Below are 22,597 nucleotides of genomic sequence, written 5' to 3' on the forward strand. Positions count from 1 at the left end.
CGCGGGGCGCGGGACGCGGGACGCGGGACGCGGGACGCGGGACGCGGGACGCGGGGCGCGGGGCGTGCCGCGTGGGCGCGCGGCATGGGGCGCGGGGCGTGCCGCGTGGGGCGCGCGGCATGGGGCGCGGGACCTTGAGGCGCGGGGCGCGGGGCGCGGGACATGGGGCTCGCGGCGTGGGGCGTGGGTGGGGTCGGGCGTGGGAGGGCGTGTCCCGTGGGGCTGGTGGGAAGGGCGCCGGTTAGGGTGTCGAACACACGTACTGCTGACGGCTGGGGAGGGGGCGGCGTGCGGGTGTTGGGGGTTGACCCGGGGCTGACCCGGTGTGGGGTGGGTGTGGTCGAGGGTGTGCCCGGGCGTCCGTGCACTCTGATCGCCTACCACGTGGTCTACACCGACCCGGCCGACGACCTGTCGCTGCGCCTGTTGCACCTGGACCGGTCGCTGGCCGAGTTGGTCGCCGAACACCAGCCGGAGAGCGTCGCCGTCGAGCGGGTGTTCAGCCAGCACAACGTTCGTACGGTGATGGGCACCGCGCAGGCCAGCGGCGTCGCCGTGCTGGCCGGGGCGCGCGCCGGACTGCCGGTGCAGACGTACACCCCGAGCGAGGTGAAGGCGGCGGTGACCGGGTCTGGTCAGGCTGACAAGGCGCAGATGACCGCGATGGTCACCCGGCTGTTGCGCCTGGCCGAGCCGCCGAAGCCGGCCGACGCCGCCGACGCGCTCGCCCTGGCCATCTGCCACGTGTGGCGCGGCGGGACCCGCTCCAAGCTGGCCGCGGCGGCCGACCGGGTACGACGAGGAGGAGCACGATGATCGCCAGCGTGCGCGGCACGGTGACCGCGACGGGTCCGGATCAGGCCGTGATCGAGGTTGGCGGTGTCGGCCTCGCCGTGCACTGCGCCCCCGGGACCCTCGCGGAGCTGCGGGTCGGCCAGGTCGCCCGGCTCGCCACCAGCCTGATCGTGCGGGAAGATTCGCTGACCCTGTACGGCTTCGCCGACGACGACGCCAAGTCGCTGTTCGAGCTGCTGCAGACCGCCAGCGGGGTGGGCCCGCGACTGGCCCAGGCGGTGCTTGCCGTGCACAGCCCGGACGCGGTGCGCAAGGCGATCGCCAACGCTGACACAGCCGCGCTGACCCGGGTGCCCGGGATCGGCAAGAAGGGCGCCGAGCGCCTGGTGCTGGAGTTGCGTGACCGGATCGGCCCGGTGCCGATCGGCGTCGACGGCGTGACCGGGGTGACCCGCGGTAGCTGGCCCGACCAGGTTCGGCAGGCGCTGGTCGGGCTGGGTTGGACGGCGGGCCAGGCCGATCAGGCGGTGGCCGCGGTGGCGGAGACGATCGAGGGCGAGACGCCGCCGGTGCCGGTCCTGCTCAAGCAGGCCATTCGCCTGCTGGGTCGGACCCGATGAGCGCCCGGCGGCGACGGGAGGCGGCCCGGTGAGCGAGACCGACGGGCTCGTCTCGGCGTACGTCAGTGACGCGGACCGGGACGCGGAGGCCACGGTCCGGCCGCGGCGGTTGGCCGAGTTCATCGCCCAGGACCGGGTGCGCGACCAGCTCGACCTGTTGTTGCAGGGCGCGATGCGGCGGGGGTCGCCGCCGGATCACATCCTGCTCTCCGGCCCGCCCGGCCTGGGCAAGACGAGTCTGGCCAATATCGTCGCCGCCGAGTTGGGCGCGGGTATCCGGGTGACCAGTGGCCCGGCGATCGAGCGTTCCGGGGATCTGGCGGCGATCCTGACCAGTCTCGGCGAGGGCGATGTGCTCTTCATCGACGAGATCCACCGCATCGCGCGTCCGGCCGAGGAGTTGCTCTACAGCGCGATGGAGGACTTCCGGGTCGACGTGGTGGTCGGCAAGGGGCCGGGGGCGACGGCGATCCCGCTGGATGTCGAGCCGTTCACCCTGGTCGGCGCGACGACCCGCTCGGGTCTGTTGACCGGGCCGATGCGGGACCGGTTCGGTTTCGTGGCTCACCTCGACTTCTACGCCCCGGCGGATCTGGAGACGCTGCTGCACCGTTCGGCGCGGATCCTCGGCGTGCCGATCACCGCGGAGGGCGCGACCGAGATCGCCGGTCGCTCCCGGGGCACGCCGCGGATCGCCAACCGGCTGTTGCGCCGGGTCCGCGACTACGCCGAGGTGCGGGCCGACGGGGTGGTCGATGTCGACACCGCCCGTGCCGCCCTGATCGTGTACGACGTGGACGCGCTCGGCTTGGACCGCCTGGACCGCGCGGTGCTGACCGCGTTGGTCGACTCGTTCCGGGGCGGTCCGGTGGGTCTGTCCACCCTTGCCGTGGCGGTGGGGGAGCAGCCGGACACGGTCGAGGAGGTCTGCGAGCCCTTCCTGGTGCGCGCTGGTCTGTTGGCCCGTACGCCGCGGGGGCGGGTAGCCACCGAGGCCGCCTGGCGGCATCTGGGGCGCACCCCACCAAATGGTACCTTTGGTTTGGATAGTCCGCCTGTGCCCGATCTGTTCTCCTTGGATACCGATCAGCCGTGATGTGAACGTGATCTGTGCCGCATTCGGTGTTCTCAGGTGCAGGGTTTAGACTTCGCCGCGGTCTGTACAGGACGTGAGATTCCGCCTCCGCTCCGGCGCCCCAGGTGCCGGGCCGGTGGCCAGTGGGAAGGTCAGTAACCGTGCATTACATAGCAGCGGGCACCACAGCCGGCGGTTTCACGCCGATCCTGATGATCGTCCTGCTCTTCGGAGTCATGTATTTCATGATGATCCGACCCCAGCAGAAGCGCCGCCGTGAGGCAGAGGCGATGCAGACCGGGCTCGGCCCGGGCGACGAGGTCGTCACCATCGGCGGGCTCTACGGCACGGTCACCGGCATCGAGGACGACACCGTCCTGATCGAGGTCGCCCCGGGCGTGCAGACCCGCTACGCCCGGCCCGCCATCGCCCGGGTGGTCACCCGCGCGGAGCTGCCGAGCGAGCCGATCAGCGAGGAAGCGGACACCGTCAAGGATTGACCCCTGCCTCCGGGGGATGGCGAGTCCGGTGTACGGCCGGTCGACCGACTTCCGGGCCACCGCGCCCGACGGGGCAGCGGACCAGACAGGAAAACTGGATAGTTGGGTCGACGCCGGGCGTCGGCACGTTCCCGTGACCATCGGCGTTCCGCGCCGGCGTTTCCGGACCACGTGTCGGCATCTCGTCGGCTCAGGTCACACGTCAGCCGGGACCCCCGGCCCGACACCGCCGCCGCTGCGCGCAGCGGCGCGACCGCACAGGGAGACAGGACAGCCGTGGCACCACCTCAGGGACAGATGCGCCCCGGGCGGCAGCTCGCCGTGCTCGGGTTCATCTTCGTCGTCCTCTATCTTCTGGTGTTCTTCTCGGGTGCCAGCGGCAGCCTGAAGGACCGGCTCGAGCCTCGGCTCGGCCTGGACCTCATCGGCGGCACCCGGGTGACGCTGGAGGCGACAAACAGCGTCGACGGCAAGCCTCCGACGGCGGAGAACCTCGAGGAGGCCCGCCAGATCATCGAGAGTCGGGTCAACGCCTTCGGCGTGGCCGAGGCCGAGGTGGTCACCGAGGGCAACAAGAACATCGTCATCTCCCTGCCCGGTGCAAACCGGGACCTCACCGACGTGGGCAGCGCGGCCGAGCTGCGTTTCCGCAAGGTGCTCAAGGGCGCCGACGGCAGCGGGACGGCCGCCGTGCCGCCACCGGCCGCGCCCACCCCGTCCGGCAGTGCCAGCCCGGCCCCGTCCGGCGGCGCCACCCCGACCCCGTCGGGCAGCGGCGCGCCGAAGGTGACCTCGTCGCCCAGCGGCGGTCAGGGCGGGATGGCCCCGGCGTCGCCCAGCGCCACGCCGACTCCCTCCGCGTCCGCCTCGGCCTCGGCGAGTGCCGCCGCGCCCAGCGCCAGTGCCAGCGCGGAGCCGGTGCCGGCCAGCATCGAGGAGCAGCGCAAGGCCGTCGAGCAGAAGGTCGGCGCCGCCGCGTGGCAGGCCGCCAACGGTTTGCAGGCCCCGGCCGACCTGGCCGCGGACCCGTCGCTTGCCGACAAGCTCAAGCCGTTCGGCACGCTGTCGCCGCGCGAGGTCGCCGTGTTGCCGGCGCAGATGCAGTTCAACGTGCCGACGATCGGTTGCGCGCAGCTCGACAAGCGCCCGCCCGCGTCGATCTCCGACCCGAAGCAGCAGGCGGTCTCCTGCGAGGACGGCGCCTCGAAGTACCTGCTCGACCAGGCCAAGGTGCTCGGCACCGACGTCTCCGACGCCGACGCGGTGCTCGACCAGACGAACGCCTGGGTGGTCAGCCTCGACTTCAACGACGACGGCCAGGGCAAGTGGACCGCCCTGACCCGCGAGGCGTTCACCAACGAGGGCCAGGCCTGCGACGCCAGCGCGCTCGGTCAGGACGGCAAGTGCCGGGTCGCGGTCGTGCTGGACAACCTGATCGTCTCCTCCCCGGAGATCCAGGGCGTGCTGACCGGCAACTCCCAGATCACCGGCAGCTTCACCCAGAAGGACGCCAGCACGCTCGCCAGCCAGCTGCGCTTCGGCGCGCTGCCGGTGACCTTCGAGCAGCAGGAACGGCAGAACGTCACCGCCACGCTGGGCGCCAGCCACCTGCGCGCCGGTCTGCTCGCGGCCGGCATCGGCATGCTGCTTGTCATCATCTACGCGTTCTTCTACTACCGGCTGCTCGGCTCGGTGATCTTCCTGAGCCTGATCCTCTCCGCGCTGCTGGTCTTCGGCGCGCTGGTGGTGCTCGGCCGGCAGATCGGCTTCACGCTCACCCTCGCCGGTATCGCCGGCATGATCGTCTCGCTCGGTGTGGCGGCGGACTCGTTCGTCATCTACTTCGAACGGTTGAAGGACGAGATCCGGGAGGGGCGCAGCCCGCGCAGCGCGGTGCCCCGCGCCTGGATGCGGGCTCGCCGTACGATCATCTCGGCCAACGCGATCACGCTGCTCTCCGCGGTGGTGCTCTACGTGGTCTCGGTCGGCACGGTCAAGGGCTTCGCCTTCGCCCTCGGTCTGGCCACCGTGCTGGACCTGGTCGTGGTCTTCCTCTTCCGGCACCCGATCATGACGATGTTCGCCCGGACCCGGGCGTTCCTGTCCCCGCGGGTCAGCGGCCTGGGCCGGGCACTGCCGGCCCGCAGCCAGCAGACTCAGCCCCGCAACCCGCGCGCCAAGGAGGCCTGAGATGGCTGAAAACGGTCTGGCGAGCCGCCTCTACAACGGCGAGGCCGGTCTCAACGTCGTCGGCCGCCGCAAGCTCTGGTTCGGCGTCGCCGGGGTCCTGATCCTGATCGCGCTGCTCAGCTTCGGGCTGCGTGGTTTCAGCCTCGGCATCGAGTTCGCCGGCGGCAGCTCGTTCCAGGTGCCGGCCAGTGTCGGCTCTCTGGACGACGCCGAGCGGGAGGTCAACTCCGCTCTCGCGGCCGAGAACACCGACATCAAGGTGGCCACCGCGCAGGAGGTCGGCGGCACCGGTGGCGACTCGTACGAGCTGCGTACCGCGCAGCTCGACGTCGAGCAGGCCGACGCGGTCGAGGCCCGGATCGCCAAGGACTTCGGGATCAACCCGGATCAGATCAGCAGCAACCAGGTCAGCGAGGCGTGGGGCAACCAGGTGACCGATCGGGCCCTGCTCGGCCTGGTCATCTTCATCGCGCTGGTGATGGTCTACCTGGTCCTGCGCTTCGAGTGGCGGATGGCCGTCGCGGCGGTCGCGTCGCTGTTCACGAACCTGATCCTCACCTCCGGCATCTACTCGCTGGTCGGCTTCGAGGTCACCCCGTCGACGATCATCGGCTTCCTCACGATCCTGGGCTTCGCGCTCTACGACGTGGTGGTGGTCTTCGACAAGGTCCAGGAGAACACCCGCGGCATCACCGCCAACAACAACCAGACGTACGGCGAGGCGGCCAACCTGGCCGTCAACCAGAGCCTGATGCGGTCGTTGAACACCTCCGTGGTCGCGCTGCTGCCGGTCGGCGGTCTGCTCTTCATCGGTGCCGGCCTGCTCGGCGCCGGCACGTTGAAGGACCTCGGCCTGGTGCTGTTCGTCGGTATGGCGGTGGCGTTCCTGACCTCCATCCTGGTGGCCACGCCGCTGCTGGCCCTGTTGAAGAACTACGACCCGCGGATCCAGGCGCACAACAAGCGCGTCCTGGCCCGGCGGGGCGCGCTCGCCCGGGGCGAGGTCACCGGCAGGGGCGCGGTGAGCCCGGTTCAGGCGACCGAGGAGTCGCTCGACCCGGACGCTGCCGCGCTGGCCGGCGCCGCGCCCAAGGTGGGCGCTCGTCCGGCGGGTAAGCGGCCGACCGGCACGCGGGGTGGTCGCCCCGGTGGGGGCGGCAACCGGCCGGGTGGCGCCAAGCGGCGCTGACCCGGCCCGAAACAACCGAACGGCGTCCGGCATGCTGTGCGAGCAGCACTGCCGGACGCCGTCGTCGTCGAAGGAGAGCGAAACAGCCGTGACGGAGACCCACAGCACCGCGGCACGCGGGGACAGCGGCCCGGAGGCCGCCCGACTGGTCGCCAGCCGGGTGCTGGACGTGCCCGACTTCCCCAAGCCCGGCGTCATGTTCAAGGACCTGATGCCGCTGTTCGCCGACGGCACGGCGTTCCGGGAGGTGATCGACGGGATCGTCGCGTACCACGGTCGGGACGCCTTCGACGTGGTGGTCGGCATCGAGGCGCGCGGGTTCGTCGTCGCCGCGGCCGTCGCGTACGCGGCGGGGGTGGGCGTGGTGCCGGTCCGTAAGGCCGGCAAGCTGCCCCGGCCGGCGCACTCGGTCTCCTACGCGCTCGAATACGGCGAGGCCACCCTCGAGGTGCACGAGGACGCCTTCACGGCCGGACACCGGGTGCTGGTGGTCGACGACGTGCTGGCGACCGGCGGCACCGCCGAGGCGACGCTGGACCTGGTCGAGCGGGCCGGCGGAACCGTCACCGGCTTCACCGTGCTGCTGGAACTCGGCTTCCTGGGTGGGCGGAAGCGGCTGGAACCGCGTCCCGTCCATGCCCTGCTTACCGTTTGACCCGGTCGGTTCACCGTTCGATGGCAGAGTCGTCGGGCGCAGCCGGCACCGACCGTCCGGCGGAGCGGCAGCGGACCGTGCGTGCGGGTAGCATTGCCCATTGCTGACGCCGGCGGCACGTCCTCCGGTGACGCGAGACCAGGCCGGCCGATTGTTCGGCAGGTGTTTTCCCGGCGAGCGGTGAGGAGGCCGGTGTCCCACGATGTCGTCCCTCCGGCGGAGGGCACGGTGCACCCGACAGGCGACGCTGACGGCACGGTGACCGACCGGGCAGGCGACGCGCCAGCCCGGGTGACGGGCGCCGGCAGCGGCCCCGGCCGGGCTGCGGGCGAGAGCGCGGCACGTCCGGCAGGCGTCCCGTCGAGCGTCGAGGCGTCCCCCGGTGCCGATGGGGTGGTGGTGCCGTTCCCGAGCGACGCCGGCGTCGACCCGTCGCCGAGCGGTGGCTTCGGGCTGTCCAACGCGCCCACCGGGCGGCGGGTGCGGGCCCGGCTGGCCCGGTTCAACGCGCCCTGGCAGACCTCCCAGGTCAGTGAGGTGCTGGAGCCGCTCATCGCGAGCCACCGGGACAACCACCCGAAGGCTGACGCCCGGCTGCTCCAGCGCGCCTTCGACACGGCCGCGCGGTGGCACTCCGGGCAGTACCGCAAGTCCGGTGACCCGTACATCACCCACCCGCTCGCGGTGGCGACCATCCTCGGCAACCTGGGGATGGACACCACCACGCTGGTCGCCGCGCTGCTGCACGACACCATCGAGGACACCGAATACACACTCGACGCGATGCGCGCCGACTTCGGCGGCGAGGTCGCCCTGCTTGTCGACGGCGTCACGAAGCTCGACAAGGTCAAGCTGGGTGACGCGGCCAAGGCCGAGACGATCCGCAAGATGGTCGTGGCGATGGCCAAGGACCCGCGGGTGCTGGTGATCAAGCTGGCCGACCGGTTGCACAACATGCGCACCCTGACCTTCCTGCCCCGCCCCAAGCAGGAGCAGAAGGCCAAGGAGACGCTGGAGATCCTGGCGCCGCTGGCGCACCGGCTCGGTATGAACACGATCAAGTGGGAGCTGGAGGACCTGTCCTTCGGCACGTTGTTCCCGAAGCGCTACGAGGAGATCAACCGGCTGATCGGGGAGCACCAGCCGCAGCGCGAGACGCTGCTGCGGCAGGTCACCCAGAAGGTCGGCACCGACCTGAAGGCCGCCAAGATCAAGGCGGAGACCACCGGGCGGCCGAAGCACCTCTACTCGATCTACCAGAAGATGATCGTGCGGGGTCGTGACTTCAACGACATCTACGACCTGGTGGGCGTGCGGATCCTTGTCGACACGGTTCGCGACTGCTACGCGGCGCTGGGTGTGATCCACGCCAACTGGCAGCCGGTGCCGGGCCGGTTCAAGGACTACATCGCCATGCCCAAGTTCAACATGTACCAGTCGTTGCACACGACGGTCATCGGGCCCACCGGCAAGCCGGTGGAGATGCAGATCCGCACGTACGCGATGCACCGCACCGCGGAGTTCGGCATCGCCGCGCACTGGAAGTACAAGGAGCACAAGGGCACCCAGATCGTCGGCCCGCCCGCGCACATCGACGAGATGACCTGGCTGCGGCAGTTGCTCGACTGGCAGCGGGAGGCGGCCGACCCGAGCGAGTTCCTGGACGCGCTGCGCTTCGACCTGTCCAGCCAGGAGGTGTACGTCTTCACCCCGAAGGGTGACGTCATCCCGCTGCCGACCGGGTCGACGCCTGTGGACTTCGCGTACGCGGTGCACACCGAGGTGGGGCACAAGTGCATCGGGGCGCGGGTCAACGGCAAGTTGGTGCCGTTGGAGTCGACGCTGTCCAACGGCGACGTGATCGAGATCTTCACCTCGAAGTCCGAGACCGCCGGTCCGACACAGGACTGGCTGGGCTTCGTCAAGAGCCCACGGGCGCGCACGAAGATCCGCCAGTACTTCAACAAGGAGCGGCGCGAGGAGGCGATCGAGGCCGGCAAGGACGCGATCGTCAAGGCGATGCGCAAGCAGGGCATGCCGTTGCAGCGGATGCTCACCTCCGAGGCGCTCATGTCGATCGCGCGGGACCTGCACCTGGCCGACGTGGCGTCGCTCTACGCGGCGGTCGGTGACAGCCAGGTCTCCGCCCAGTCGGTGGTGCAGAAGCTGATGGCCACGTACGGCGGCGAGGAGGGCGCGGCGGAGGACATCGCCGAGACCGCCGTCGCCACCCGGCCACCACGCAGCCGCCAGAGCAGCAACGACCCCGGTGTCGTGGTCCGCGGCGTCAGCGACGTCTGGATCAAGCTGGCGCGCTGCTGCACCCCGGTCCCACCGGATTCGGTGTTCGGGTTCGTCACCCGCTCCGGCGGGGTGAGTGTGCACCGCGACGACTGCGCCAACGCCGAGGACCTGCGCGCCCAGAGCGAACGGGTGGTCGAGGTCAGTTGGAAGCTCACCTCCGCCTCGACCTTCCTGGTCGCCATCCAGGTCGAGGCACTGGACCGGCACAAGCTGCTGGCCGACGTCACCCGGGTGCTCTCCGACGAGCGGGTCAACATCCTCTCCGCCACCGTGACGACCACCCGCGACCGGGTGGCGGTGAGCCGGTTCAGCTTCGAGATGGCCGACCCGAAGCACCTGGGCCACCTGCTGGCCACGGTCCGCAAGGTGGACGGCGTCTTCGACGCGTACCGGGTCACCTCCGGCGCCTGACGCGTACCCCGGACACGACAGCGCCCGCCGGCTGAGCCGGCGGGCGCTTCGTCGGTGCGGGTGTCAGCCCTGCGGCGGGCTCATCGCGAGGTCCTTGATGATGACCTCCTTCTTCGGGTGGCCACCGCCGGCCTGCTGGGCGAACGCCCCGTCGTCGCCGGCCTTGGCCACGTCCTTGACGATGTCCAGGCCGCCGGTGACGGTGCCCAGCACCGTGTACGCCGGGTCCAGCGGCGAGTCGCCGTAGACGATGAAGAACTGGCTGCCGGTGCTGCCCGGCTGGCCGGAGTTGGCCATCGCGATGACCCCCTCCGGGTAGGGCGGGCGCTTGTCGGTGGGCAGGTTCTCCTCGGCCTGGCGGTAGCTCGGGCCGCCCTGGCCGTCGGTGTCCCGCCAGCCGTTGCCGGTGGCGCTGGGGTCGCCGCACTGCAACACCTTGATGCCCTCGGTCACGAGGCGGTGGCACTTGGTGTTGTCGAAGAAGTTCTTCTCCGCGAGGTAGGTGAAGCTGCCGGCCGTGCACGGCACCAGCGACCTGTCGACCTTGGCCGTGATCGGGCCCAGGTTGGTGTCGATCGTCATGGTCTGCACGCCGGTGCCGGACTGCTGGTTGCTCGGCAGCCCGACGTCCTTGATCTGCGGGGGCCGCTGTTCCGTGGGCATCGCGTTGAACACGCACTCCGACGCGCCGGCCGCCGGCGCGGCGGTGTCGCTCTTGTTGTCGTCGCCGCCGAGGGTCACCGCCAGCCAGACGGTGCCGGCGACCACGAGCACCAGGGCGGCACCCGCGCTCACGATTGCCTGGGTCTGCCGGCGCTTGCGGGCCTTGGCCGCGCGCTCGGCCATCTCCTTCTCGAGCCGGGCGCGTGCCGCCGCGCGCTGCCGCTCTCTGGTGGACGTCACGCCTGGATCCTCCTGGCTGTCTGCTGCTGGGTGCCGCTTAAGTGTGGGTGGTGGCGGCCGGTCAGCCGGCGCTGGGGCTGCTGGCCGGCGCGCCGGAGGCCGACGGCGCCGGTGCCGCCGCGGTGACCGGCTCACCAACGGTGAGGCTCTGGAGCGTCACGTCGGTGCTGGGCTTGACCTTGGCCCCGGTCCCATTGTCCACGGTCGGGAGGGCACCGATCTTCTCCACCACGTCCAGCCCGCCGGTCACCCGGCCGATCACCGGATACTTCGGGTCGGCGGTGGTGAAGTCCTTGAAGAAGATCAGGAACTGGCTGCCGTTGCTGCCCGGCGGGTTGGCGATCATCGCCACGGTGCCCTTCGGGTACGTCGGCGGCTGGCCGGGAGCCGGGCTGGCCGACGGTGACGCCGACGGAACGGTCGGCAGCTCCTCGTCGTAGAACGAGTAGGTCGGCCCGCCCAGGCCGGTGCCGCTCGGGTCGCCGCAGCGCAGCGCGCCGTCGGCGGTGATCTCGTGGCACTTGGTGTTGTCGTAGAACGACCGGCTCGCCAGGTGCGCGATGCTCGCCGCCGCACACGGCGAGTTGGTCAGGCTGAGCTCCGCGGTGATCGGCCCGCCCTGGTTGGTGGTCACCGTCATCGCCCGGGTGCCTTCGGTGGGAAGACCCTTGCTCTCCGGCGTGCCGACGTCCTTGAGGTTCGTGTTGGCCGTCGCGTCCTGCGGCGTCCAGAGGCAGGTGTCCCCGTTGGCCGTGTTCTGCTTCGAGTCGGAGTCGAACGCCCCGAGCGCCCAGGCGGAGCCAGCCACGACCAACACCAGGATCAGGGCGGCGCCGACACCGGCCTGGATCTGCCGACGCCGCCGCGTGGCGGCGGCCCGGCGAGCCAACTGCCGGTCGAGCTTGGCCCGCGCCATTTTGCGCTGCCGGTCCCTGCTGGAAGCCACCCGTGCTCCCCTTTCCTCTACCTGGTTGTCGCCGGCGGCCGGGCGTCCCGGCCCGTCCGGGCGTCACGTGTGCCGCGCCACACGCCCGCCAGAGTGTACGGCTAGTGACTGGGAAAGTGGTGTACGAGGTCCACCCCGTTCCGAGCAGCGCTTATCGGGCGTTGTCACTGTGCCCTGCGGGGCGCGCGGGACGGACGCGACAAACTCGCTCGGTACGCCCGTTAGGCTGCTGGGCAGGACGACAGCCGTTCGACGAAAGGACAGCGCCAGTGCTCGTGGCCGGCTTTCCCGCGGACGCCTTCGGCACCAACTGCTACGTGGTTGCCACCGCGCCGGGGGAGCAGTGCGTGGTGGTCGATCCCGGCATCGGGGTGCTCGACCAGCTCGACGCCCTGCTCGCCGAGCACCGCCTGCATCCGGCCGCCGTGCTGCTCACCCACGGCCACCTCGACCACACCTTCTCGGTCGCGCCGGTGTGCGGTGCGCGGGGCATCACCGCGTACGTGCACCCCGGTGACCGGGAGATGCTGGCCGACCCGGCCAAGGGCCTCTCCGCCGACCTGAAGTCGCTCTTCGGCGGCCGGCTGAGCTACACCGAGCCGGACGACGTGGCCGAGCTGACCGACGGCGCCACCCTCACCCTCGCCGGCCTGGAGATCGCCGTCGACCACGCCCCGGGCCATACCGGCGGGTCGGTGCTGTTCCGGCTGCCCGGCGCGGGCTCGGGCTGGGAGGCGGACGAGATCTGCCTGTCCGGCGACGTCCTCTTCGCCGGGTCGATCGGCCGCACCGACCTGCCGGGCGGGAGCATGCCGGCCATGCTCACCAGCCTGCGCGACAAGGTTCTCCCGCTGGCCGACGACACCGTCGTGCTGCCCGGCCACGGCCCCGCCACCACCATCGGCCGTGAGCGCGCCAGCAACCCGTACCTCATCGAGGTGGCCGGCACGTCGCCGGCCGCTCCCACCCGGGGCCTCTAGATCGTCCGCGCCACGCGCGGACCCACGACACCACCGCGCCGTGGGCGCGGCACCGCAAGGAGTACGCCGATGAGCAAGCCCACGCCCATCTCCGGCTTCCCGGAGTGGACCCCCGGTCAGCGGATGATCGAGCAGTTCGTGCTCGAGAAGATCCGGGCCACGTTCGAGTTGTACGGCTTCGCGCCGCTGGAGACCCGCGCGGTGGAGCCGCTGGACCAGCTGCTGCGCAAGGGCGAGACCTCGAAGGAGGTCTACGTGATCCGGCGGCTGCACGCCGACGCCGAGGGCGCGGGCGGTGACGACCAGCTCGGCCTGCACTTCGACCTGACCGTGCCGTTCGCCCGCTACGTGCTGGAGAACGCCGGCAAGCTGGCGTTCCCGTTCCGCCGCTACCAGATCCAGAAGGTGTGGCGGGGGGAGCGGCCGCAGGAGGGGCGCTACCGGGAGTTCGTGCAGGCGGACATCGACATCGTCGACCGGGACACCCTGGCCCCGCACCACGAGGCGGAGATGCCCCTCGTCATCGGCGACGCGCTGCGCTCGTTGCCGATTCCGCCGGTGACGATCCAGGTCAACAACCGCAAGATCTGCGAGGGCTTCTACCGGGGCATCGGGCTGACCGACCCGGAGGCGGCGCTGCGCGCTGTGGACAAGCTCGACAAGATCGGCCCGGCGAAGGTGGCCGACCTGCTGGCCCAGACCGCCGGGGCGAGCGAGGCGCAGGCCAAGGCGTGCCTGGCGTTGGCCGAGATCTCCGCGCCGGACGCCTCGTTCGCCGACGCCGTCCGCGCGCTCGGGGTGAGCGACCCGCTGCTCGACGAGGGCATCGACGAGCTGGTCCGGGTGGTGGAGACCGCCGCCGAGCACTCGCCCGGCCTCTGCGTGGCGGACCTGCGCATCGCCCGTGGCCTGGATTACTACACCGGCACCGTCTACGAGACCCAACTGCGCGGCTACGAGCGGTTCGGCTCGATCTGCTCCGGCGGCCGGTACGACAATCTGGCCACCGCCGGCGCCGTCTCGTACCCCGGGGTGGGGATCTCGATCGGGGTGACCCGGCTGCTCGGGTTGCTCTTCGGCGCGGGGGAGCTGTCGGTGTCCCGGGAGGTGCCGACCGCAGTGCTCGTCGCTGTGACAAGCGAGGAGCAGCGGACGGCCAGCAACCGGGTGGCCGAGGCGCTGCGCCGGCGTGCGGTGCCGACCGAGGTGTCGCCGAGCGCGGCGAAGTTCGGCAAGCAGATCCGCTACGCCGAGCGGCGCGGCATTCCGTACGTCTGGTTCCCGGGCGCCGACGGCGCGCCGGACGAGGTGAAGGACATTCGGTCTGGTGCGCAGGTGACGGCCGGTGCGCAGGAGTGGATGCCACCCCTGGAGGACCTCCGGCCGACGGTCGGCTGACTCCCACCACTGGCGCTCATGGCCGCGGGGACCTACGGTAGCGTAAGTTACGCCACCGTAGGGAGTTTCTCGTGACCATGAGCACCACACTGAGCCAGACCGCGCTCCTCGTCGAGTTGGAGCCGGTGGTTGCCCGCAACCTCGACCGCCACCTTTCGCTGGCCAAGGAGTGGTTCCCGCACGAGTACGTGCCGTGGAGCGAAGGGCGGACCTTCGACGGGCCGCTCGGCGGCGAGGCGTGGTCACCGACCGACTCCACAATTCCCGACGTGGCCCGCACCGCGCTGATCGTGAACCTGCTGACCGAGGACAACCTGCCCTCGTACCACCACGAGATCGCCACCCTGTTCGGCCGGGACGGCGCGTGGGGCACCTGGGTGCACCGGTGGACCGCGGAGGAGGGTCGGCACGGTGTCGCGATCCGCGACTACCTGACGGTCACCCGGGCGGTCGACCCGGTGGCGTTGGAGCGGGCTCGGATGACGCACATGTCCGAGGGGTACACCAACGCCCACGGCGACGAGGTGCTGCACTCGCTGGCGTACGTCTCGTTCCAGGAGCTGGCCACCCGCATCTCGCACCGCAACACCGGCAGGGCCACCGGCGACCCCGCCTGCGAGGCGCTGCTGGCCCGGGTGGCGGCCGACGAGAACCTGCACATGGTCTTCTACCGCAATCTGCTCGCCGCCGCCTTCGAGCTGGCCCCGAGCCAGGCCATGCGGGCCGTCGCCGACGTGGTGGCCGACTTCCAGATGCCGGGCAACGGCATCGAGGGTTTCGCCCGCAAGTCGGTGGCGATCGCCCTGGCCGGCATCTACGACCTGCGCCAGCACCGGGACGACGTGTTGCAGCCGGTGCTGCGCCAGTGGGACGTCTTCAACGTGACAGGTCTCGACGCCGACGGCGAAGCCGCCCGCGAGCAGCTAGCCACCCAGCTGGACACCCTAGAGCGCGCAGCGAGCCGCTTCGAAGAGAAGCGCGACGCCCGAGCAGCCCGCCTAGCCCTCCGCTGATCCCGCCCCCTCTGCCCGTGTTGATCAAGAGGTTCGCGTCACCGGGAGCCCGTTTCCTGACGCAAACCTCTTGATCAACCACCCGGAGGTGGGGTCAGGATTGGGGGAAGAGGAGGCAGGTGCTGGTGGCGTGGGCTATCAGGCGGGAGCCGGCATCGGTGATGCGGGCCTCGGCCAGGGCCGTCCGGCGGCCACGTTGCAGCACCGTGCCCTCGCAGCGCAGCGTGCCACTGTCGACGGTGACCGGGCGCAGGAACTTCACGTTGAGGTCCAGCGAGGTGTAGCCGACGCCGGCCGGCAGGGTGCTGTGCACGGCACAGCCCGCGGCGGTGTCCAGCAGTGTCGAGAGGACACCACCGTGGACGCTGCCGAGCGGGTTGTAGTGGAACTCCTGTGGGGTCAGCTCGACGACCACCCGGCCCTCGTCGGCCACCATCCGTGTCATGTCGATGAGGTGCATCACCGGTGGTGCGGCCAGCTCGCCGGCGGTCATCGCCCGGAGCATGTCGAGGCCGCTGCGTCGACCGAGCTGAGCGGCGTTGACCGCCGGGTCCGCCCAGGTGAAGGTACGGCTGCGCGCCGGTTCCTGCGTCTGCGTCATGGACGCAGCCTGGCAGCAGGTTGCTGAGTCTGTCAACGAGACCTAGCCTGGTCGGATGCGACCCGCGGCACTGGACTGGTCGGTGGAGAACTGCACCATCGCCCGCGCGATGGAGATTCTCGGTGAGCGGTGGACCCTGGTGGTGCTCCGCGAGGTGTTCACCGGCATCCGCCGTTTCGACGACATGCGGGTGCGCACCGGCATTCCGCGACAGGTGCTGACCAACCGGCTGGCCGTCCTGGTGGAGCAGGGCGTGCTGCGCCGCGAGCCGTACCGGGAGCCGGGCAGCCGGCTGCGCCACGAGTACCGGTTGACCGAGAAGGGCCTGGACCTCTGGCCGGTCCTGGTGGCCGTGCTCGGGTGGGGTGACAGGTACCTCGCCGACCCCGAGGGTCCGCCGCTGAGCGTCACTCACCGTGACTGCGGTGCTCGCGTGCGCGTCGAGTTGCGCTGTGCCGACGGGCACGACGTGGGGCAGGTGCGCGACGTGGTGCCCCGCCCCGGCCCCGGCGCCCGTCGCCGTACCCCCTGACGGGCGGCACCCGCGCCGACAGTGCGGCGAGACATCGACGACCGTGCGCGCCGCGGGCGGATCCGGTGTGACGGTGGTTGTGCGCCGGCGTGTCGGTGGTGTTGCGGAGTTGTGGCCGGCCACGTTCGCTGAATCCGGGCGGAATCAAGCCTTGTCAATGATCTTAAGTATGTGAATACTTCAGTGCACTTGGCCGGTTTCCCCAGATCGGCCGGGTTGCCATCGGGTCAGCCGACCTCGGCGAGACCCGCTCCCCCGCCCAGGAGGTTGTTACATGCGACCCACGAGGTCCACATTCCGCGTTGCGGCCACTGTCGCCGTTTCCGGAAGCCTGGTCGTCGGTGCGCTCATCGGCGCACCCGCCCAGGCCGCACCCGCCGCCTCGCCCGACGCCGCAGCCGCGCTGTCCGCGCAACTCGGCGACCGCTCGGCTGGCTCGTACCTCGACGCCAGCGGCAGGTCCGTCGTCACGGTGACCGACGCGGCCGCCGCCAGCGCGGCGAACAAGGCCGGCGCCGTCGTCCGCTACGTCACCCGCGGTGCCGGCGAACTCAACCGGGCCACCGCCGACCTGGAGCGCTCCGCCAAGATCCCAGGCACCGCCTGGTGGAGCGACCCGGTCACCAACCAGGTCGTCGTCTCCGTCGACAGCACCGTCACCGGCGCCAAGCTGGAGCGGGTCAAGGCCGCCGCCGCGCGGGCCAACGGCGCGGTCCGCGTCGAGGCCGAGGCTGGTGTGCTGAGCACCCGGATCTCCGGCGGCCAGGCCATCTACGCCGGCGGGGGCGGGCGTTGCTCGCTCGGCTTCAACGTGCGCAGCGGCAGCACCTACTACTTCGTGACCGCCGGGCACTGCACCAACATCTCGGCCAGCTGGTATTCGAACTCCGCGCAGACCGCCCTCATCGGCACGCGGACCGGCACCAGCTTCCCGGGCAACGACTACGGCATCGTGCGGCACAGCAACTCGGCCAACGCCGCTGGCAACGTCTACCTCTACAACGGCAGCTACCAGGACATCACCGGCGCCGGCAACGCCTCCGTCGGCCAGTCGGTGCAGCGCTCCGGCAGCACCACCGGCCTGCGTGGCGGCACGGTGAACGCGACAAACGCCACTGTCAACTACGCCGAGGGCTCGGTCTCCGGCCTGATCCGCACCAACGTCTGCGCCGAGCCGGGCGACAGCGGCGGCTCGCTGTTCGCCGGCAGCACCGCCCTGGGTATGACCTCCGGCGGCAGTGGCAACTGCCGCAGCGGCGGCACCACCTACTTCCAGCCCGTCACCGAGGCCCTGAGCCGCTACGGCGTCAGCGTCTTCTGATCCACGCACCGCACGCGGGCCGCCGGAGCATTCCGGCGGCCCGTTCGCGTCGCCGCCCGAACGGGACTGGTCGCCGCCTGGGCTCTGCGCAGCGGCCCGGCGCCGCGCCCGCGATGGTGGTCAGCGGAGCCCGGACGGTCCCGACCGCCGCCCGCCGGCGAGTGCGGCGAGCACTGCGGCCAGCGGTACGACCGCCTCAGCGGCCGCCGCCAGCCGCTCCGTCAGCCCGACCCATGCTCCCTCGGTGAAGAACTCGACACCGAACCACCCGACCAACCCGAGGAGAAACGCCGCCGTCGCGAGCGCGGCCCCAGGTGCCGGACCGCTGGAAGTCGACAGGGCCCGCGGCCGGAGCTGGTCCCGATCGAGGGGCGGCACCGACAGCACCGCTCGACGGGGAACCGCCAGGGCCGGCCAGAGAGCCAACGCCACGAACGCCACACCGGCGGCGACGGCGTGCGTCGTCGAGCCGCCCGCCGGACGCTGCGGGAACACGGCCAGCACCAGGGTGGCCAGCCCGCCCAGCGCGAGTATCCCTCGACCCGTCGGCGCGGCGGTCACCAGGCCGAAAGCGGTTACCAAGTGGCACAGGCCCAGGCCGGCCAGACCCACTGTCATGATCCAGCGATGGTCCGCGTTCGTGGCGGCGAGCGCGCTGATCGTCTGCCGGACCGGGTCGAATCGGTCGGGTTGGGCGGCCTGCGCCAGTGTCCAGCCTCCGATGAGAAACAACGGCGCGCCACCGGCCGACAGCAGGGTCCAGCGGGGTACGGCAGACATCGGGTGATCGTAACGGCGCGCCCAGCGGAACTCCGGGCCCGGAGCCACGCGCTCGGGCGGATGAGGAACGTCGCCGTGGCCGGACTGTGTCGGGCGACGACGTACCGCGGTCAGTCGGGCCGTCGAGGAGCGGGCCCGCCAGTTGGTCCCAGTGGATCCGGGGGTATGACGCCACCTGGCGCCAGGTCCGGACCGATCCGTACGGTGCCGGCGGGCGTCAACGCGAGGTGTGCCCGCCGGGCGGACAGGACCGCCAGCAACGGCCAGAGGGAGACCGCCACCGCCGTCACCCGCTCGGCCAGCCCGGTGCGGGATCCGCTTGTCACCTCGAAGGCACACCACCCGAAGAGGGCGAGCAGCACGAGCGTGGCACTCAGTCCCACGGTCCGACGGAACGCCCACGGTGGCTGCGCGGCCCTGGGGTGTGCGGCGTCTGGGCCGCGCGGCAGCCGAAGCGCCGAACCGGCCGGCCACAGCGCCAGGGCGAGGACCGCCACCGTCGCCGCGATCCCGTGGCTGAGTGAACCCCCGACCGGCGGACGGGGGAAGGCGACCAGGGCGATCGTGGCCACCCCACCGACCGCGAGCAGGAACCGGCTCGGCAGCCCGGCCGCGTGCAACACGGCGGCGACTGCGAGATAGCAGCAGCCGAGCAGCACCAGGGCCGCGACCATGATCCACGCGTCGGTGGCATCCTGCCCCGCCAACTCGCTGATGGTGTCCCGGATCGGGTCGTACCCGGTGGGCTGCCGCGCCTGGGCGACCGTCCAACCGACCACCAGCAGCGCGGGCGCGGCCGCTGCCGCGGCGACGGCCCAGTTCGGTACGGCGCGCATTTCGCCACGTTAACCGGCGCGGCGGTCGACCGAGTCGGGTTCGCCGCTCCGCCCCACCAGCGAATCGCGCCGGCCTGCCGGGTGCCCCGGAGGTGGGGCGGCCACCCCTGACAGAATGCCGGTGAGGACTGTTCCACGATGAGGAGTTGCCAGCCGTGATCCGTACCCACAATGCCGGAAGCCTGCGCGCCGCGGACGCCGGCTCGACGGTGACGCTCGCCGGGTGGGTGGCCCGCCGGCGCGACCACGGCGGGGTCATCTTCGTCGACCTGCGCGACGGCACCGGCGTTGTCCAGGTGGTCTTCCGCGAGGAGGATGCGCACGCGCTGCGCAACGAGTTCTGCGTGAAGGTCGTCGGCGAGGTGACCCGCCGGCCGGCCGGCAACGAGAACCCGGAGCTGCCCACCGGTGAGGTCGAGGTGACAGTCACCGAGCTGGAGGTGCTCTCCGAGGCCGCGCCGCTGCCGCTGCCGGTGGACGACCAGATCGAGGCCGGCGACGACATCCGGCTCAAGTACCGCTACCTGGACCTGCGCCGCAGCGGGCCGGCGAACGCGCTGCGGCTGCGCTCGCGCGCCAGCCACCTGGCCCGGGGTGTGCTGCACGAGCGGGACTTCCTGGAGATCGAGACGCCGACGCTGACCCGGTCGACGCCCGAGGGCGCCCGCGACTTCCTGGTCCCGGTGCGCCTGCAGCCCGGCAGCTGGTACGCGCTGCCGCAGTCGCCGCAGCTGTTCAAGCAGCTGCTGATGGTCGGCGGCATGGAGCGGTATTACCAGATCGCCCGCTGCTACCGCGACGAGGACTTCCGCGCCGACCGGCAGCCCGAGTTCACCCAGCTCGACATCGAGATGTCCTTCGTCACCGAGGACGACGTGATCGACCTCGGTGAGGCGATCGTCTCGACGCTCTGGAAGGACCTGGCCGGGCACGAGATCCCCGGGCCGATCCCGCGGATCACCTGGCACGACGCGATGGCCCGGTACGGCTCCGACAAGCCGGACCTGCGCTACGGCGTCGAGCTGACCGAGCTGACCGACTACCTGCGCGGCACCGGGTTCCGGGTCTTCGCCGGGGCGATCGACGCGGGCGGCTACGTCGGCGCGGTGGTGATGCCCGGCGGCGCGGCGCAGAGCCGCAAGGAGCTGGACGGCTGGCAGGACTGGGCGAAGGCGCGTGGCGCGCGCGGCCTGGCGTACGTGGTGTTGGACGCCGAGACCGGCGAGGCGCGCGGGCCGGTGGCCAAGAACCTCTCCGCCGAGCACCTGGGCGGGCTGGCCGACGCGGTCGGCGCCAAGCCGGGCGACGCGGTCTTCTTCGCCGCCAGCGCCACCACGCGGGAGGCACAGGAGCTGCTCGGCGCCGCCCGCGTCGAGATCGCCAAGCGGTCCGGCCTGATCGACGAGAGCGCCTGGGCGTTCTGCTGGGTGGTCGACGCGCCCATGTTCGAGCGCACCGACGACGGCGGCTGGACGGCCGTGCACCACCCGTTCACCTCGCCGAACGCCGAGTGGGTCGACCGGTTCGAGGAGGCCCCGGACCGGGCCCTGGCGTACGCGTACGACATCGTCTGCAACGGCAACGAGATCGGCGGCGGGTCGATCCGTATCCACCGGGGTGACGTGCAGAAGCGGGTCTTCGACCTGCTCGGCATCACGCCCGAGGAGGCGCAGGACAAGTTCGGCTTCCTGCTGGAGGCGTTCAAGTACGGCGCTCCGCCGCACGGCGGCATCGCCTTCGGCTGGGACCGGGTCTGCATGCTGCTCGCCGGCGCCGACTCGATCCGCGAGGTCATCGCGTTCCCGAAGACCCGCGGCGGGTTCGACCCGCTGACCAGCGCCCCCACCCCGATCACCGCCCAGCAGCGCGCCGAGGCCGGCATCGACGCCAAGCCCAAGCCCCCCGCGACGGCCCACACCGGAACGGCCGGCCCGGCCGCCCCGGTAGCCGACCCGGTGTGACCCCCCTCCCGCTTGGTTGATCAAGAGGTTTGCGTCATCATCGCCCCGCGAGATGACGCAAACCTCTTGATCAACGGTGGGGGAGTGGGCCGCGGTGCGAGTGCTTGTTGTCGGGGGCAGTGGGTTTCTCGGGCGTGCGGTCTGCCGGCGGGGTGTTGACGCCGGGTTGTCGGTGGTGGGGACCTTCCACGCCGGTGACATCGCGGTGCCGGGTGTGCACGCGCGGCGGCTGGACGTGACCGACCGGGCCGCCGTGCGCGCGCTGGTCGCCGAGGTGCGGCCGGACGCCGTGGTCGGGACCCCTTATCGGTACGACGACTGGGCGGTCACCGCCGACGGGGCCGCCCACGTGGCGGTCGCCGCCGCCGAGGCGGGTGCCCGCCTGGTGCACGTGTCGAGTGACGCGCTGCACGCCGGCCGTCCCACGCCGTACGCCGACGACGACCCACCTACTCCGGTGCACGCGTACGGGGCCGCGAAGGCCGCGGCCGAGACCACTGTGCGGGCGGTCGACCCCGGCGCGGCAGTGGTGCGTACCTCGCTGATCCTGGGGGAGGGCAGCAAGCAGATCCAGCTCTGCCGGGACGCGCTCGCCGGCCGGGCCGTCCTGTTCAGCGACGAACTGCGCTGCCCGATCGACGTCACCGACCTGGCCGACGCCGTGCTGGAGCTGGTCGCCTCCCCGTACGCCGGTCTGCTCAACGTCGCCGGCCCGGACGCCGTGAGCCGCGCCGAGCTGGGCCTGCTGGTCGCGGCGCGGTTCGGGCTGGACGCGGCCGGGCTCACGACCACCACCGGCGCCGCCGTCGGCCTGTCCCGCCCCCTCGACGTACGCCTCGACAGCTCTCGCGCCGCCGGTCTGCTGCGGACGCGACTGCGCGGGGTACACGAACTCCTGGCTCACTGAGCACCCTTGCACACTTCTTATGCATAACTGTTGTGCACAAGAAGTGTGCAGAGATAGTGTGCAGTCATGGAAAGCCCTTCACCCGGCAGGCCGGTCGAGCAGCGCCGGGTCCATCTGGACAGCCGACAGGTCCGCGCGCTCGCCCACCCACTGCGGATGCGGCTACTCGGCTCGCTGCGGGTCGACGGCCCGGCGACCGCGACCGCGCTTGCCGAGAAGCTGAGCACCAACACCGGCGCCACGAGTTACCACCTGCGCCAGCTCGCCGACGTCGGGCTGGTGACCGAGGACCCCGACCGGGGCACCGGCCGGCAGCGATGGTGGCAGGCCGCTCACGACATCAGCGACTTCGAGCCCACCGACTTCGACGACGACCCGGACGCCCGGGCCGCCGTGCAGTGGATCCAGGCCGAACAGGTGCGGGTGATGGCCGACCTGGCCGAGCGGTGGCTGGCCGTCGAGCACCGCCACCCCCGGACCTGGCGCGACGCGGCCGGCATGAGTGACCTGGTGCTGCCGCTCGACCCGACCCGACTGCGGGCCCTCAACGCCGAGCTGTGGGCGGTGTTGATGCGCTACCGCGACGAGCCTGTCGCCGACAACGACGACGTCAAGCCGGTGCACCTGTTCCTGGCCGGCTTCCCCCGGCTGGACGAGCGCTGGTGAGCGCGAGGAGTGAG

The 22,597-nt window shown here is 71.5% G+C and carries 21 protein-coding genes; 16 read left to right on the plus strand and 5 right to left on the minus strand.

Going from position 1 to position 22,597, the window contains the following annotated elements; translation table 11 throughout:
- Window positions 1-288: 288 nt before the first annotated feature.
- The 8 genes from ruvC (at window position 289) to ABZU25_RS15690 (ending at window position 9,739) form a co-directional block, all read left to right on the plus strand.
- The gene (gene ruvC, locus ABZU25_RS15655; RefSeq protein WP_355030024.1) at window positions 289-816 is read left to right on the plus strand and encodes a crossover junction endodeoxyribonuclease RuvC; all 528 of its coding nucleotides are present in this window, start codon (window positions 289-291) and stop codon (window positions 814-816) included.
- Window positions 813-1,415: a Holliday junction branch migration protein RuvA gene (ruvA, locus tag ABZU25_RS15660; protein ID WP_355030025.1), complete on the plus strand. Its 603-nt coding sequence runs from the start codon at window positions 813-815 to the stop codon at window positions 1,413-1,415. Before ruvC ends, ruvA begins: the two co-directional genes overlap by 4 nt.
- Before the next feature lie 28 nt (window positions 1,416-1,443).
- Window positions 1,444-2,511, plus strand: coding sequence for a Holliday junction branch migration DNA helicase RuvB (ruvB, locus tag ABZU25_RS15665; protein WP_355030026.1), 1,068 nt, complete (start codon window positions 1,444-1,446; stop codon window positions 2,509-2,511).
- Window positions 2,512-2,651: 140 nt separating this feature from the next.
- Complete coding sequence (yajC, locus tag ABZU25_RS15670) at window positions 2,652-2,990, plus strand: preprotein translocase subunit YajC (RefSeq protein WP_355030027.1); 339 nt, start codon at window positions 2,652-2,654, stop codon at window positions 2,988-2,990.
- A 276-nt stretch (window positions 2,991-3,266) separates the two neighbouring features.
- Complete coding sequence (gene secD, locus ABZU25_RS15675; RefSeq protein WP_355030028.1) at window positions 3,267-5,180, plus strand: protein translocase subunit SecD; 1,914 nt, start codon at window positions 3,267-3,269, stop codon at window positions 5,178-5,180.
- Window position 5,181: 1 nt separating this feature from the next.
- The gene (gene secF / locus ABZU25_RS15680; protein ID WP_355030029.1) at window positions 5,182-6,369 is read left to right on the plus strand and encodes a protein translocase subunit SecF; all 1,188 of its coding nucleotides are present in this window, start codon (window positions 5,182-5,184) and stop codon (window positions 6,367-6,369) included.
- An 88-nt stretch (window positions 6,370-6,457) separates the two neighbouring features.
- Window positions 6,458-7,024: an adenine phosphoribosyltransferase gene (locus ABZU25_RS15685; protein ID WP_355030030.1), complete on the plus strand. Its 567-nt coding sequence runs from the start codon at window positions 6,458-6,460 to the stop codon at window positions 7,022-7,024.
- A 192-nt stretch (window positions 7,025-7,216) separates the two neighbouring features.
- A complete protein-coding gene (locus tag ABZU25_RS15690; RefSeq protein ID WP_355030031.1) occupies window positions 7,217-9,739 on the plus strand; it encodes a bifunctional (p)ppGpp synthetase/guanosine-3',5'-bis(diphosphate) 3'-pyrophosphohydrolase in 2,523 nt (840 codons plus the stop codon).
- 63 nt (window positions 9,740-9,802) lie between these two features.
- Here the strand turns inward: ABZU25_RS15690 and ABZU25_RS15695 are convergent, their stop codons facing one another.
- Both ABZU25_RS15695 and ABZU25_RS15700 read right to left on the minus strand, forming a co-directional pair.
- Window positions 9,803-10,642 (minus strand): peptidylprolyl isomerase, encoded by an 840-nt coding sequence (locus ABZU25_RS15695; protein WP_355030032.1) that lies wholly within the window; start codon window positions 10,640-10,642, stop codon window positions 9,803-9,805.
- Window positions 10,643-10,703: 61 nt separating this feature from the next.
- The gene (locus ABZU25_RS15700) at window positions 10,704-11,588 is read right to left on the minus strand and encodes a peptidylprolyl isomerase (RefSeq protein ID WP_355030033.1); all 885 of its coding nucleotides are present in this window, start codon (window positions 11,586-11,588) and stop codon (window positions 10,704-10,706) included.
- A 269-nt stretch (window positions 11,589-11,857) separates the two neighbouring features.
- Between ABZU25_RS15700 and ABZU25_RS15705 the strand changes: the two genes are divergently transcribed.
- The 3 genes from ABZU25_RS15705 (at window position 11,858) to ABZU25_RS15715 (ending at window position 14,979) form a co-directional block, all read left to right on the plus strand.
- On the plus strand, window positions 11,858-12,568 hold the full coding sequence (locus tag ABZU25_RS15705) for an MBL fold metallo-hydrolase (protein ID WP_355030034.1): 711 nt from the start codon (window positions 11,858-11,860) through the stop codon (window positions 12,566-12,568).
- A gap of 69 nt (window positions 12,569-12,637) precedes the next feature.
- Entirely contained in the window at window positions 12,638-13,966 is a 1,329-nt protein-coding gene (gene hisS / locus ABZU25_RS15710) for a histidine--tRNA ligase (RefSeq protein WP_355030035.1), read from the plus strand.
- A gap of 77 nt (window positions 13,967-14,043) precedes the next feature.
- Complete coding sequence (locus tag ABZU25_RS15715; RefSeq protein WP_355030122.1) at window positions 14,044-14,979, plus strand: acyl-ACP desaturase; 936 nt, start codon at window positions 14,044-14,046, stop codon at window positions 14,977-14,979.
- A 94-nt stretch (window positions 14,980-15,073) separates the two neighbouring features.
- On the opposite strand, the gene ABZU25_RS15720 is transcribed toward ABZU25_RS15715, so the two are convergent.
- On the minus strand, window positions 15,074-15,580 hold the full coding sequence (locus ABZU25_RS15720) for a PaaI family thioesterase (protein WP_355030036.1): 507 nt from the start codon (window positions 15,578-15,580) through the stop codon (window positions 15,074-15,076).
- Window positions 15,581-15,635: 55 nt separating this feature from the next.
- Between ABZU25_RS15720 and ABZU25_RS15725 the strand changes: the two genes are divergently transcribed.
- Together ABZU25_RS15725 and ABZU25_RS15730 are read left to right on the plus strand one after the other, a co-directional pair.
- The gene (locus ABZU25_RS15725) at window positions 15,636-16,112 is read left to right on the plus strand and encodes a helix-turn-helix domain-containing protein (RefSeq protein ID WP_355030037.1); all 477 of its coding nucleotides are present in this window, start codon (window positions 15,636-15,638) and stop codon (window positions 16,110-16,112) included.
- Window positions 16,113-16,386: 274 nt separating this feature from the next.
- Window positions 16,387-17,433: a S1 family peptidase gene (locus ABZU25_RS15730; protein WP_355030038.1), complete on the plus strand. Its 1,047-nt coding sequence runs from the start codon at window positions 16,387-16,389 to the stop codon at window positions 17,431-17,433.
- A gap of 120 nt (window positions 17,434-17,553) precedes the next feature.
- On the opposite strand, the gene ABZU25_RS15735 is transcribed toward ABZU25_RS15730, so the two are convergent.
- Both ABZU25_RS15735 and ABZU25_RS15740 read right to left on the minus strand, forming a co-directional pair.
- Window positions 17,554-18,213 (minus strand): DUF998 domain-containing protein, encoded by a 660-nt coding sequence (locus ABZU25_RS15735; RefSeq protein ID WP_355030039.1) that lies wholly within the window; start codon window positions 18,211-18,213, stop codon window positions 17,554-17,556.
- A gap of 110 nt (window positions 18,214-18,323) precedes the next feature.
- Window positions 18,324-19,049 carry a DUF998 domain-containing protein gene (locus ABZU25_RS15740; protein ID WP_355030040.1) on the minus strand — a complete coding sequence of 242 codons (726 nt, stop codon included), beginning with the start codon at window positions 19,047-19,049 and terminating at the stop codon, window positions 18,324-18,326.
- A 155-nt stretch (window positions 19,050-19,204) separates the two neighbouring features.
- On the opposite strand from ABZU25_RS15740, the gene aspS reads away from it, so the two are divergent.
- From aspS to ABZU25_RS15755, 3 genes are all read left to right on the plus strand, one after another.
- A complete protein-coding gene (aspS, locus tag ABZU25_RS15745; protein ID WP_355030041.1) occupies window positions 19,205-21,010 on the plus strand; it encodes an aspartate--tRNA ligase in 1,806 nt (601 codons plus the stop codon).
- A gap of 94 nt (window positions 21,011-21,104) precedes the next feature.
- Complete coding sequence (locus ABZU25_RS15750) at window positions 21,105-21,917, plus strand: sugar nucleotide-binding protein (protein WP_355030042.1); 813 nt, start codon at window positions 21,105-21,107, stop codon at window positions 21,915-21,917.
- A 66-nt stretch (window positions 21,918-21,983) separates the two neighbouring features.
- Window positions 21,984-22,583 (plus strand): helix-turn-helix domain-containing protein, encoded by a 600-nt coding sequence (locus ABZU25_RS15755; protein ID WP_355030043.1) that lies wholly within the window; start codon window positions 21,984-21,986, stop codon window positions 22,581-22,583.
- Window positions 22,584-22,597: the final 14 nt, after the last annotated feature.

This window comes from Micromonospora sp. NPDC005215 (genome assembly GCF_040607915.1).
Lineage (GTDB): Bacteria > Actinomycetota > Actinomycetes > Mycobacteriales > Micromonosporaceae > Micromonospora.